9 protein-coding genes are annotated in these 12433 nt (G+C 67.3%); 1 reads left to right on the top strand and 8 read right to left on the bottom strand.

Annotation, left to right across the window (positions count from 1 at the left end):
* Positions 1-44: 44 nt before the first annotated feature.
* From uvrC to NNX34_RS08915, 7 genes are all read right to left on the bottom strand, one after another.
* The gene (gene uvrC, locus NNX34_RS08945; RefSeq protein WP_255766167.1) at positions 45-2051 is read right to left on the bottom strand and encodes an excinuclease ABC subunit UvrC; all 2007 of its coding nucleotides are present in this window, start codon (positions 2049-2051) and stop codon (positions 45-47) included.
* A gap of 113 nt (positions 2052-2164) precedes the next feature.
* Entirely contained in the window at positions 2165-2833 is a 669-nt protein-coding gene (locus NNX34_RS08940; RefSeq protein WP_255766166.1) for a 1-acyl-sn-glycerol-3-phosphate acyltransferase, read from the bottom strand.
* Positions 2820-3518: an HAD hydrolase-like protein gene (locus tag NNX34_RS08935; RefSeq protein WP_255766165.1), complete on the bottom strand. Its 699-nt coding sequence runs from the start codon at positions 3516-3518 to the stop codon at positions 2820-2822. The genes NNX34_RS08940 and NNX34_RS08935 overlap by 14 nt, the downstream gene beginning before the upstream one ends.
* 148 nt (positions 3519-3666) lie before the next feature.
* Positions 3667-6570, bottom strand: coding sequence for an excinuclease ABC subunit UvrA (gene uvrA / locus NNX34_RS08930; protein ID WP_255766164.1), 2904 nt, complete (start codon positions 6568-6570; stop codon positions 3667-3669).
* A gap of 147 nt (positions 6571-6717) precedes the next feature.
* On the bottom strand, positions 6718-7134 hold the full coding sequence (locus NNX34_RS08925) for a GntR family transcriptional regulator (protein ID WP_255766163.1): 417 nt from the start codon (positions 7132-7134) through the stop codon (positions 6718-6720).
* Positions 7135-7143: 9 nt separating this feature from the next.
* Positions 7144-9111, bottom strand: coding sequence for an ABC transporter ATP-binding protein (locus NNX34_RS08920; protein ID WP_255766162.1), 1968 nt, complete (start codon positions 9109-9111; stop codon positions 7144-7146).
* A complete protein-coding gene (locus NNX34_RS08915; RefSeq protein WP_255766161.1) occupies positions 9108-10841 on the bottom strand; it encodes an ABC transporter ATP-binding protein in 1734 nt (577 codons plus the stop codon). The genes NNX34_RS08920 and NNX34_RS08915 overlap by 4 nt, the downstream gene beginning before the upstream one ends.
* Positions 10842-10936: 95 nt before the next feature.
* On the opposite strand from NNX34_RS08915, the gene NNX34_RS08910 reads away from it, so the two are divergent.
* A complete protein-coding gene (locus tag NNX34_RS08910; protein WP_255766160.1) occupies positions 10937-11575 on the top strand; it encodes an MBL fold metallo-hydrolase in 639 nt (212 codons plus the stop codon).
* A 31-nt stretch (positions 11576-11606) separates the two neighbouring features.
* Here NNX34_RS08910 and NNX34_RS08905 read toward each other — a convergent pair whose 3' ends face one another.
* On the bottom strand, positions 11607-12386 hold the full coding sequence (locus NNX34_RS08905) for a trans-aconitate 2-methyltransferase (protein WP_255766159.1): 780 nt from the start codon (positions 12384-12386) through the stop codon (positions 11607-11609).
* Positions 12387-12433 lie beyond the last annotated feature (47 nt).

The raw sequence follows: 12433 nt of genomic DNA, 5'->3' as shown, positions 1-12433 counted from the left end.
AACTCCGAACGGTTCGAAGCCGACACGCCGGTTCCCAAGCCTAACTAAGTTTCCAGGATTTCGCCGGTGGCCATATTGACCGCCGGAACTCCCGCCGTTTCCTTGTCCGCCAGGCGGCTGCGCAGGTTGGCGGCCATGGCCGGGCCGATGCCCGGCACCTCCAGGAGTTCCTCCTCGGTCGCGGCACGCAGTTTCTTCACGGAGCCGAAGTGCTTGAGCAGCGCCTGCCGCTTGGACGGTCCCAGTCCGGGCACCTCATCGAGCAGGGACGCAGTCATGGACTTGCCCCGCTTCTGCCGGTGGAAGGTGATGGCGAAGCGGTGCGCCTCGTCCCGGACGCGCTGGAGCAGGAACAAGGCCTCGGAAGCGCGCGGGAGGATCACCGGGAAGTCACTGTCCGGAACCCAGACCTCCTCCAGGCGCTTGGCCAGTCCGACCACCTGCACATCGGTGATGCCCAGATCCGCGAGGGCCTTCGATGCCGCCGCGACCTGGGGCTGGCCGCCGTCCACCACCACCAGGTTCGGCGGGTAGGCGAACTTTGCCTTGGGCGCCGGGGTCAGGGTGTCCGTCAACGGCTGGACATCGCCGTTGCCGCCGCGCTCGTCCGGCAGGTCCACCGGGGCATCCGGATCGGCGGCGGGATCCGCGTTCTCCGCAAGGTAATTGCGGAAACGGCGGGAAATGACGTTGTACATGGAGGACGTGTCGTCCCGGGCGGCGTCGCCGGTGATCGAGAACTTGCGGTAGTCCGATTTCTTCGGCAGGCCGTCTTCGGCCACCACCATGGAGGCCACCACATTGGTGCCCTGTACATGGGAAATGTCGTAGCACTCGATGCGCAGCGGCGGCGAGGGCAGGTCCAGGGCCTCCTGCAGTTCCTGCAGGGCGGCGGAGCGGGTGGTGATGTCCCCGGCCCGGCGGCTCTTGTGCAGCCGCAGGGCATCCGCGGCATTGCGGGCAACGGTTTCCATGAGGGCCTTTTTGTCTCCGCGCATGGGCACCCGGATGTCCACCCGGGCGCCGCGCAGCCCGCCCAGCCACTCGGCCAGCTCCTCCGCGTCCGGCGGCAGCACCGGGACGAGGACCTGCCGTGGAATGCGGTCGGTCGAGTTCGCCTCGCCGTAGACCTGCTGGATCAGGTGCTCCACGAGGTCGGCGGTGTCGTTGTCCTCGACCTTTTCCACCACCCAGCCGCGCTGGCCGCGGATGCGTCCGCCGCGGACATGGAACACCTGGGCCGACGCCTCGAGTTCGTCCTCCTCCAGCGCGAATATGTCCGCGTCCGTGTCTTCGCTGAGGACCACGTTGTTGCGTTCGAAGACTTTCCGCAGGGCCGAGATGTCGTCGCGGAGCCGGGCGGCGGTTTCGTAGTCCAGTTCGGCGACGGCGGCCTGCATCTCCTTCTCGAGGCTGGAGATGAAGCGCTTGCCCTCGCCGGCCATGAAGTCGCAGAGTTCCGAGGCCAGCTCGCGGTGGTCCTCGGGGCTGATCCGTCCGACGCAGGGGGCGGAGCACTTGTCGATGTAGCCGAGCAGGCACGGCCTGCCCGTGCGCTCTGCGCGCTTGAAGACGCCGCTGCTGCAGGTCCGGACGGGGAAGACCCGGAGGAGCGTGTCCAGGGTTTCGCGGATGGCCTTGGCCGGATAGAAGGGCCCGAAGTAGCGGGTGTCCTTGCGCCGGTCCCCGCGCATGACCTGGGCCCGGGGGTACTTCTCCCCCATGGTCACGGCCAGGTAGGGGTAGGACTTGTCGTCCCGGAACATGATGTTGAACCGGGGGTTGAATTCCTTGATCCAGGTGTATTCCAGCTGCAGCGCTTCGAGCTCGGTGCCGACCACCGTCCATTCGACACCGGCCGCGGTATGCACCATGGCCCGGGTCTTGGGCATCAGACCGCGCGGGTTCGCAAAATAGGAGTTCAGGCGGGAGCGGAGGTTCTTCGCCTTGCCCACATAGATAACCCGGCCGTGCTCGTCCCGGAAGCGGTATACGCCCGGTGCCGTGGGGATCTCCCCTGTTTTCGGCCGGTAGGTTGCTGGATCTGCCACCTCTCCATCCTACGTTCGCCTTTCGCCTGCCCCGGACGGCGGCATGGGGTTTCGCGCGGCGCTGAACGGTCCGGCCCGCTTCGGGTGCCGGTACGCGTGTTTACCGGGTACGGCTACCCCTCCGGCCGGTTCCGGTTGTAGCTGTCCGAGCGCTCCTGTCCGCTGAGCTCGGCGATGGCGTCCATGACGCGGTCAGTGGCCTGGCGGCGGGCCGGCAGCGCATGCTCCGGACCGGTCTTCTGGAAGTACAGCGGCTGCCCCACCTTCAGGGCGAAGTGTCCGGGCTTGACCGTTTTCTTGCCGGCGGGCTGCAGTTTGTCGGTGTCGATGAGCCCCACGGGCACCACCGGCGCCCCGGAGGTCAGGGCCAGCCAGCCCACGCCGGTGCGTCCGCGGTAGAGCAGTCCGTCGCGTGAGCGGGTGCCTTCGGGGTAGATTCCGACGCCGCCGCCCTCCTCAAGGATGTCCAGCAGGGTCTTGAGTGCCGCAACACTGGCGGCCTGCTGGTCGCGCTGCACCGGAATGGATCCCACGCCTTCGAAGAAGCTTTTCATCGCAAGCCCCTTGAGGCCGGTCCCGGTGAAGTATTCGGCCTTGGCGAAGAAACCCACGCGGCGCGGCAGCAGGGCCTGGACCAGGACGCTGTCCAGGAAGGACTGGTGGTTGCAGGCGACGATGAACGGGCCGTGGGCGGGAACGTGCTCGAGTCCGGTGATCGTGGGCCGGCACAGACCGGCGACAAGCCCGCGGGTGCTTGCCCGGGTCAGGTTATAGAGAACCATTCAGTGCCGCTCCGTTCTGCGCATAGGCCAGCACAGCATCGGCCAGTTCTTCCGCGGTGTCAACGACGACGGCGGCCCCCGCCGCGTCGAGCTCGCCGTCGGCAGCGAAGCCCCAGGAGACTCCGATGCAGTCGATTCCGTTGGCGGCGGCGCCCTCGACGTCGTGCCGGCGGTCGCCGATCATGACGGCCCGGTCGAAGGTGCCCGCGTGCCGCTCCAGAGCGGCACGGATGATGCCGGCTTTCCCGTTGAGCGCGGCGGCGGCCTGCTCGTCGGCGGGTGAGCCGTGAACGGAAGCAAAGAGGCTGTCCATGCCCTGCACCTCCAGGAGTTCCACCGCCAAGTGCCCGGGTTTCTGGGTGGCCACGGCCACGGTGTGTTCCGTGCGCAGTTTCTCCACCAGTCCGCGGATGCCCGGGTAAGGCCGGCTCTGTGCCATGCCCGCCTCCCGGTAACCCTGCCGGTAGTGGCGGATCACCGCTTCCAGGCGGTCCCGGGGAACGCCGGCAATGTCACGCAGGGACGTCACCAGGGACGGGCCGACCATCCGGAACAGGTCCGCCTCTGACGGCTCCGGCAGCCCGCAGGCGGTGAGGGCGGAACAGATGCCGCCCGTAATGGCACCGGCCGGATCAACCAGCGTTCCATCGAGATCGAACAGCACCAAAAGCCGGGGAGAAGTCACGGGCCTAAGTTTGGCATATCGGGGCGGCCCAAGGGAAAAAGGTATGCCCGGCGGCGCATATCTCCCGGGTGCGTTTTGCCCGCGCGACGGGACCGGGCATGCCGAAGGCCGGCGCCGCCCCCTCGGGCGGCCACCGGCCTTCATTGGACTACGGGTTGAGGATCTCCGCCAGGAACGTCGCGGTGTGGCTGCCTTCCACCTTGGCAACCTTCTCCGGGGTGCCGGAGGCTACCACCTTGCCGCCGCCGGTACCGCCGTCGGGGCCGAGGTCGATAATCCAGTCGGCGCTCTTGATGACGTCCAGGTTGTGCTCGATGGTGATCACGGTGTTGCCCTTGTCCACCAGTCCCTGCAGCACTTCCAGCAGCTTGCGGACGTCTTCGAAGTGCAGGCCCGTGGTGGGCTCGTCGAGGACGTAGATGCTGCGGCCGTTGGACCGCTTCTGCAGTTCGCTGGCGAGCTTCACGCGCTGCGCCTCGCCGCCGGAGAGCGTGGTGGCGGGCTGGCCCAGCCGGACGTAGCCCAGGCCCACGTCCACCAGCGTGTTCAGGTGCCGGGAAATGGGACCGAAGGCGGCGAAGAACTCTGCCGCCTCTTCGATCGGCATGTCCAGCACCTCGGCGATGTTCTTGCCCTTGTAGTGCACCTCCATGGTTTCCCGGTTGAACCGGGCGCCGTGGCACACCTCGCAGGGAACATAGACGTCGGGCAGGAAGTTCATTTCGATTTTCAGCGTGCCGTCGCCGTGGCAGGCCTCGCAGCGGCCGCCCTTGACGTTGAAGGAGAAGCGGCCCGGCAGGTAGCCGCGCACCTTCGCTTCGTTGGTCTCGGCGAAGAGCTTGCGGATGTGGTCCCAGACGCCGGTGTAGGTGGCCGGGTTGGACCGCGGGGTCCGTCCGATCGGGCTCTGGTCCACGTGGATGACCTTGTCCAGCTGCTCCAGGCCCTCCACGCGGGTGTGCCGCCCGGCCACGTGCTTGGCACCGTTGAGCTTGTTCGCCATGGTCCTGTAGAGGATGTCGTTGATCAGCGTGGACTTGCCGGACCCGCTGACGCCCGTCACGGCGGTGAAGACGCCCAGCGGAACATCTACGTTCAGGTTCTGCAGGTTGTTTTCCCGCGCTCCGACGATCTTCAGCTGGCGGGACTTGTCCACCTTGCGCCGCTTCGCCGGGATTTCGATCTTCTTCCGGCCGGACAGGTAGGCGCCCGTGATGGAGCGCTCGTTGGTGAGCAGCTCGGCCAACGGTCCGGAGTGCACCACCTCGCCGCCGCGCTCTCCGGCGCCGGGGCCGACGTCGACAATCCAGTCCGCTTCCTGGATGGTGTCTTCGTCGTGTTCCACCACGATCAGGGTGTTGCCCAGGCTGCGCAGCCGGATCAGGGTGTCGATCAGGCGCCGGTTGTCCTTCTGGTGGAGGCCGATGGACGGCTCATCCAGGACGTACAGCACGCCCACAAGCCCCGAACCGATCTGCGTGGCCAGGCGGATGCGCTGGGCCTCGCCGCCGGACAGCGTGGCTGCCGGGCGGTTCAGGCTCAGGTATTCGAGGCCGACGTCGAGCAGGAAGGTCAGGCGGGCCTGGATTTCCTTCAGCACCTGGTTGGCGATCTGTGCTTCGCGCCCGGTGAGGACCAGGGTGTTGAGGAAGTCCGCGGCTTCACGCAGCGGCAGGGCGCTGATCTCGGCAATGTTGCGGCCGTTGATCAGCACGGACAGGGACGCCGGGTTCAGGCGCGCTCCCCCGCACTCGGGGCAGGCGATTTCCCGCATGTACTCCTCGTACCGGTCGCGGGCGTGGTCCGATTCGGTTTCCCCGTGCTTGCGGTGGATGTACTGGATGACGCCTTCGAAGCCGGTGCTGTACTTGCGTTCGCGGCCGAAGCGGTTCCGGTACTGGACCACGACCTTGTGGTCCTTGCCGTGGAGCACTGCCTCGCGTGCCTTGGCCGGCAGCTTCTTCCAGGGGGTGTCCATGGAGAAGCCCATGTCCTTGGCCAGGCCGTCGAGCAGCCGGTTCCAGTACTCGGTGGTGGCGGTGCCCAGGGACCACGGGGCGATGGCGCCCTCGGCCAGGGACTTGGAGGGGTCCGGAATGATCAGGTCCTCATCGACTTCCAGCCGGGAGCCGATGCCGGTGCAGACCGGGCAGGCTCCGAACGGGTTGTTGAAGGAGAAGGACCGCGGTTCGATTTCGTCGATGGCCAGCGGGTGCTCGTTCGGGCAGGCCAGGTTCTCGGAGAAGGTGCGGGTGCGTCCGCTGCTGTCCTCGGGGAGGTCGACGAAGTCCACCACCACCCGGCCGTCGGCCAGGCCGAGTCCGGTTTCCACCGAGTCCGTGAGCCGCTGCCGGATACCGTCCTTGGCCACCAGGCGGTCCACGACCACTTCGATGTTGTGCTTGTACTGCTTGCCAAGCTTCGGCGGATCGGACAGCTGGACCTGCTTGCCGTCCACCCGGGCACGGGAGTAGCCCTTGGCGGCGAGTTCCTTGAACAGGTCGACGAATTCGCCCTTCCGGCCGCGGACCACCGGGGCAAGGATCTGGAAGCGGGTTCCCTCTTCCAGTTCGAGGAGCTGGTCCACGATCTGCTGCGGGGTCTGCCGGCTGACGGGCTCGCCGCAGACGGGGCAGAAGGGGCGGCCCACACGGGCCCAGAGCAGGCGCATGTAGTCGTGGATCTCGGTGATGGTTCCCACCGTGGACCGCGGGTTCTTGCTGGTGGACTTCTGGTCGATCGAGACGGCGGGCGAAAGCCCCTCGATGAAGTCGACGTCGGGCTTGTCCACCTGGCCGAGGAACATGCGCGCGTAGGCGGACAGGGACTCGACGTAGCGCCGCTGTCCCTCCGCGAAGATCGTGTCGAACGCCAGGGAGGATTTGCCCGAGCCGGACAGGCCGGTGAACACGATCATGGCGTCCCGCGGCAGGTCCAGGTCAACGTTGCGGAGGTTGTGCTCGCGCGCACCTTTCACTACCAGGCGGGAAAGGTCATTGGCTTTATGCGGCACGAACGTGGTGTCAGCCGTCGGAAGAGTCGATTTAGGCACGTTTTCCACTGTAGTTCAAACGCCGATTCGAAGAAGTATTCGACCCCCCGGGTTTCGCCGCGGGCGAAGCGGAACCGGTGCGGGGCTCCCTGGCTGCATGGCCTTGGAGCGATCCGAAACCCCGCAAACCGGAGGCTACGTGGCCGTTTAGCCCAGCGCCGCCCGCAGGAGGGACACGGCGTCGTCATCCGAGACGCCGTTGGCCCGCACCGCCGCGGCATAGGCGGCGGCAGCTTCGGCCACCCGGCCGCGGCCGGTGTCGCCGCCCGCCGCGACAACGGTGCCGGCGCGGGACCGCGTGGTGACGACCTGCGCCTGCTCCAGCTCGCGGTAGGCCTTCGCCACCGTGTTGACGGCCAGTCCGAGGTGTCCGGCCAGGGCACGCACCGGTGGAAGCCGGGTTCCGATGGCGAGGCGCCCCTCATTCACGGCGTCCAGGATCTGCAGGCGCAGCTGTTCGTAGGGCGGGACCGAGCTGGAAGCGTCAATCCGGACCCCTGCCAGCACACCGGCGTCGTTGCCGGCGGAGGTCGGTGCGGTTACGGGGGTTGTGTCAGGCGTCATGGTGCAATGCTAGTGCCCGGCCGGATCGGCAGGCGCCGGCATGTCGTCCTCCGCCCCTGCATCCTGTGCCGGCTCGGCGAACTGTGAACGGTAGAGCTCGGTATAGAACCCCTCGGCCTCCAGCAGCGCAGCATGGGTTCCCTGCTCCACGATCTGCCCGTCCCGCACCACCAGGATGATGTCCGCGTCCCGGATGGTGGACAGGCGATGGGCAATCACGAAGCTAGTGCGGTCCTGCCGCAGGGCGTTCATCGCCAGCCGGATGGCGATTTCGGTGCGGGTGTCCACGGAACTGGTGGCCTCGTCCAGCACCAGGATGGACGGGTTTGAAAGCCAGGCCCGGGCGATTGTCAGCAACTGCCGCTGGCCCTGGCTCAGCGCCCCGCCGTCGTACCCGAGCACGGTGTCGTAGCCCTCCGGCAGGGACCGGACGAAGTGATCCACATGGGTGGCCTGCGCCGCCTCAACGATCTGCTCCTCGGTTGCATCGGGTGCGCCGTAGGCCAGGTTCTCCCGCACCGTGCCCTCGAACAGCCAGGCGTCCTGGAGCACCATGCCGATGTGGCCGCGCAGTTCCTCGCGGCGGAGCCGGGCAATGTCGATGCCGTCGATGGTGATGCGGCCCGCGTCCACCTCGTAGAAACGCATCAGCAGGTTGACCAGGGTGGTCTTGCCGGCACCGGTGGGACCCACGATGGCCACGGTCTGCCCGGGCTCCGCGGTGAAGGACAGGTTCCGGATCAACGGCGCATCGGGGCTGTAGCTGAAGGAGACATCCTCGAAGGCCACCCGCCCCCGCACCGCCTTCAGGTGCTCGGGCCGGGAGGGGTCCGGCTGCTGTTCCTTCGCGTCAAGGAGGGCGAACACCCGTTCGGCGGACGCGACGCCGGACTGGAGCATGTTGATCAGCCCGCCAAGCTGTCCCAGCGGCTGGCTGAACTGGCGGCTGTACTGCACAAAGGCCTGCACGCCGCCGATGGACAGCTGCCCGTTGGCGACCTGCAGTCCGCCGACCACCGCCACGGCCACGTAATTCAGGTTCGAGATGAACGTCATGGCCGGCATGATGATGCCCGAGACGAACTGGGCCCGGAAGGCGGAGCGGTACAAGCGGTTGTTGGCGGGGGCGAAGCCTTCGATGATCCGCTCCTGCTGGCCGAAGGCCTTCACCACGTCCTGCCCGGTGAACATTTCCTCGATATAGCCGTTTACCTCGCCGGTGGACTTCCACTGGGTCTTGAACTCTGCCTGCGAGCGCCGGGCAATGAGGACGGTGACCAGTGCAGAGACGGGCACGGTAATCACGGCGATCAGCGCCAGCAGCGGGGAGATGGAAACCATCATTGCCAGCACGCCCACGATGGTCAGGACCGAGGTGATGATCTGGGTCAGGCTCTGGGAGAGGGTCTGGGCCAGGTTGTCGATGTCGTTGGTGACCCGGCTGAGGACGTCTCCCCGCGATTGCTGCTGGAAGTGGGACATGGGCAGCCGGAACAGTTTGCCGTCGACGTCGCGGCGCAGCCGGTACATGGCGTTCTGCACAATGCGGGCGGTCACCCGTGCCTGGAACCAGCCGAACGCGAAGGCGGCCAGGTAGATGCCCAGCACGCCGAGCAGGATCCCTGCCAGTCTGCCGAAGTCCAGTCCCTGCCCCGGGACCACGTCCATTGCCGCGAGCATGTCCGCCAGTTCCCGCTCCCCCGAGTCCCGCAGTGCCTGGACCTGGGCGTCCTTGGACACCCCCGCGGGCAGGCCCTGGCCGATGAAGCCGTCGAAGATGACGTTGGTGGCCTCCCCGAGGATCCGTGGCGCGCTGACGGCGAGCGCCACGGAGACGACGGCGGCAACCAGTACCGCCGCTACCCGTACCCGGTCCGGTGCCATCAGCACCAGGATCCGACGGACACTGGAGGCGAAGTTCTCCGGCTTGGCCGTTGCGGCGGCTCCCGGGCGTCCCCGTACCCCCGGCGTACTCATGCCACTTCCTCCGCGGTGAGCTGCGAAGCAACGATTTCCCGGTAGGTGTCCGAGGATTCCATCAGCTCTGCATGGGTTCCCTGACCTACGATCCGGCCTTCTTCCAGCACCAGGATCTTCGCGGCGTCGGTAATGGTGTTCACCCGCTGTGCCACGACAACTACGGTGGCATCCCGGGTCTGCGGCTTGAGTGCCGCCCGGAGCCGGGCATCCGTGGCGAAGTCGAGGGCGGAGAAGCTGTCGTCAAAGAGGTAGATGGACGGCCGAACCACCAGGGCCCGGGCAATCGCGAGGCGTTGCCGCTGTCCCCCGGAGAAGTTGGCTCCGCCCTGTTCCACCTGGTGGTCCAGTCCTCCCTCGGCTGTCCGCACGAAATCTGCCGCCTGGGCGGTCTCCAGGGCTTCCCAGAGTTCGGCGTCGGTGGCGTCCGGCCGGCCGAAGCGCAGGTTCGAGGCGATGGTTCCGCTGAAGAGGTAGGCCCGCTGGGGAACCAGCCCGATACCGCGGCGCAGCGAGGAGAGGGTGACCCCGGCAATGTCCTGCCCGTCGACGGCGATGCTGCCGGAAGTGGAGTCGAGCAGCCGCGGGACCAGGTTGAGCAGCGTGGTCTTCCCCGCCCCCGTGGAACCGATGATGGCCGTGGTCTCCCCGGGCAGGGCTTCGAAGCTGAGGTTGAACAGCACCGGGTCCTCCGCGCCCGGGTAGCTGTACCCGACGTCGGTAAAGGCGAGCCGCCCGCCGTCGTACGCCAGCGTCCCCGCCCCGGGGGCATCCGCAACGCTGGTCCGGGTATCCAGCACCTCGAAGATCCGTTCGGCGCAGACCGCTGCGCGGGGAAGCATCATGATCATGAACATGGACATCATCACCGCCATCAGGATCTGCATGATGTAGGCAATGAACGCCGTAAGCGCACCGATCTGCATCTGCCCGGCGTCAATCCGGAAGGCACCGAACCACACCACCGCGACCGTGGCGAGGTTGGCGATCAGCATGGCGGCGGGAAACAGCAGGGCCAGCAGCTGGCTCACCCGCAGCTGGGTGGAGGTGAGGTCCCTGTTCGCCCCGGCGAAGCGTTCCTGCTCGGAGTGCTCCCGGATGAACGCGCGGATGACGCTGATCCCCATGATCTGTTCCCGCAGGACCGAGTTGACCCGGTCGATCTGCCGCTGGGCCCGCCGGAACAGGGGAATCAGCCGCTTCAGCACCAGCCCGATCACCAGGAACAATGCCGGCAGGATCAACAGCAGGATGCCGGAGAGCGGTATGTCCTGGTTGAGGGCCAGCAGGACCCCGCCCACTCCCATGATGGGAGCCGAAACCATCATGGTGAAGGTCATCAGCAGGGTCATCTGCACCTGCTGCACGTCATTGGTGGTCCGGGTGATCAGCGACGGCGGCCCGAACAGGCCGACTTCCCGGGAGGAGAAGGTCTCCACGTTGGTAAACAGCGCGGCCCGGATGTTGCGGCCGGCACTCATGGCCACCCGCGACGCCAGATAAGTGGCCGCGACGGAACACAGGACCTGGCCCGCCGTGACGGCAAGCATCCACCCGCCCACCTGCATGATGACGCCCGTATCTCCGGTGACCACGCCGCGGTCAATGATGTCCGCGTTGAGGGTAGGGAGGTACAGCGTGGCGACGGTCTGCAGCAGCTGCAGGAGAACGACGGCGGCCACCGCGCCTTTATAGGGGGCCAGGTTTTCCCGGACCAGCCTCAGAAGCATCCTTGCAACGTACGCCCGTCCGCGAGCGCAGACAATACCCGGGTAAGACTGCTGCCCCCGGGGCCGGGACAGGGCCGGATCGCTAGACTGGCGGGATGGAGGATCTGGAGAACATCACTATCCGCAGCGTGTCCGTCAGCGAGATGGACAACAACGTCTACCTGCTCACCGGTAAAGCATCCGGTGCGCAGGTACTAATCGATGCCGCCGCCGACTTCCCCGCCATCCAGCAGCTGCTGGCCGAGGGTGCGCAGGACGCAGCGGTACCGGCGAAGCTGGAACTGGTCATCACCACGCACAGCCACTGGGACCATGTCCGGGCGCTCGCCGAAACGGTGGCGGCCACCGGTGCCCGGACCGCAGCCGGCACCGCGGACATCCCCGACATTGAGGTGCCCACGCTTGTTCCCCTGGAGCACGGGGACACCGGCACGTTCCCGGACTTCGAGCTGGAGGCCATCTCGCTGCGCGGCCACACGCCCGGGTCCGTGGCGCTGCTCTACCGCGATCCGCACGGTCCGGCCCACCTGTTTACCGGGGATTCCCTCTTCCCCGGCGGGCTGGGCAACACGCAGAAGGACCCGGAACGGTTTGCCCAGCTCTACCAGGACGTATTCGAACGTGTGTTCGATTACCTGCCGGATGACACGGTGGTGCACCCGGGACACGGTGCCGGCACCACGCTGGGCGCCGAGCGTCCGCACCTGCGGGAATGGAAGGAACGCGGCTGGTAGCTGCCGCGTTCCGTACCGCCAGGGCGCGCCGCTAGCCCGCCTTCCGCCCCACCATGAACAGCCGCCGGAACGGGAAAACGGTTCCCCAGGCCTGCCGCGGATAGGCCTGGCGGAGCAGCGCCGCGTATTCGGTTTCGAACGCGGTGAAGTCCTCGGTGGACAAGGCATCGATGACCGGACGCAGGGCGGTGCCGCGCACCCACTCCAGTACCGGGTCCTCACCGGCTAGGGCCTGGGCGTAGCTGGTCTCCCAGACGTCCGCTTCGAATCCGGCCTCGGTGAAGAGGGCCAGGTAGTCCACGGGCTCGTCCACGGCGTCGGCATGCCGCAGCACCCCCTCCAGCTTCGGGGCCCAGGCGGCGCTCGCCGCCAGTTCCCGCATCAGCACATGGGAAGGTGCCGTGAAGTTGCCGGGGACCTGTACGGCCAGCCAGGCGCCGTCGTCGAGCTGCTTGGCCCAGCGGCGCAGCAGCTCCTGGTGACCGGGCACCCACTGCAGTGCGGCGTTGGACACCACCACCTCCGTGCCCGGCTCCGGTTCCCAGTCCTCGATCCGGCCCTGCACGAAGTCCAGGTTCGACGGCGCGCCCTCCAGGGCCCGGGCCGCGGCGACCATCTCCTGCGAGGAATCGACGCCGGTAACCTGCGCCTGCGGCCAACGGGCCGCGAGTGCGGCGGTGAGGACGCCCGTGCCGCAGCCCAGGTCCACCACCCGGGCCGGGGAAGAAGCCGCTACCCGGGCCGTGAGGTCGAAGAACGGGCGGTCGCGGTGCGAGGAGAACTGTGTGTACTTTTCGGGATCCCATTTCATGGCCCCGAGCCTAGCCGCCGCACCCCGCGGAAAACGGGACCGGCACG

This window comes from Arthrobacter sp. zg-Y1116, assembly GCF_024385485.1.
Taxonomy (GTDB): Bacteria; Actinomycetota; Actinomycetes; order Actinomycetales; family Micrococcaceae; genus Arthrobacter_B.
The sequence above is the reverse complement of the archived record's forward strand: the minus strand, read 5'-3'. Positions and strand labels throughout refer to the sequence as shown.

What these genes read in the sequence shown, in the direction of transcription:
- NNX34_RS08940 (WP_255766166.1), bottom strand. Translation starts at nt 2,833, where the DNA reads ATGGTTCTCTATAACCTGACCCGGGCAAGCACCCGCGGGCTTGTCGCC.
- NNX34_RS08925 (WP_255766163.1), bottom strand. Translation starts at nt 7,134, where the DNA reads ATGACGCCTGACACAACCCCCGTAACCGCACCGACCTCCGCCGGCAAC.
- NNX34_RS08920 (WP_255766162.1), bottom strand. Translation starts at nt 9,111, where the DNA reads ATGAGTACGCCGGGGGTACGGGGACGCCCGGGAGCCGCCGCAACGGCC.
- NNX34_RS08915 (WP_255766161.1), bottom strand. Translation starts at nt 10,841, where the DNA reads ATGCTTCTGAGGCTGGTCCGGGAAAACCTGGCCCCCTATAAAGGCGCG.
- NNX34_RS08910 (WP_255766160.1), top strand. Translation starts at nt 10,937, where the DNA reads ATGGAGGATCTGGAGAACATCACTATCCGCAGCGTGTCCGTCAGCGAG.
- NNX34_RS08905 (WP_255766159.1), bottom strand. Translation starts at nt 12,386, where the DNA reads ATGAAATGGGATCCCGAAAAGTACACACAGTTCTCCTCGCACCGCGAC.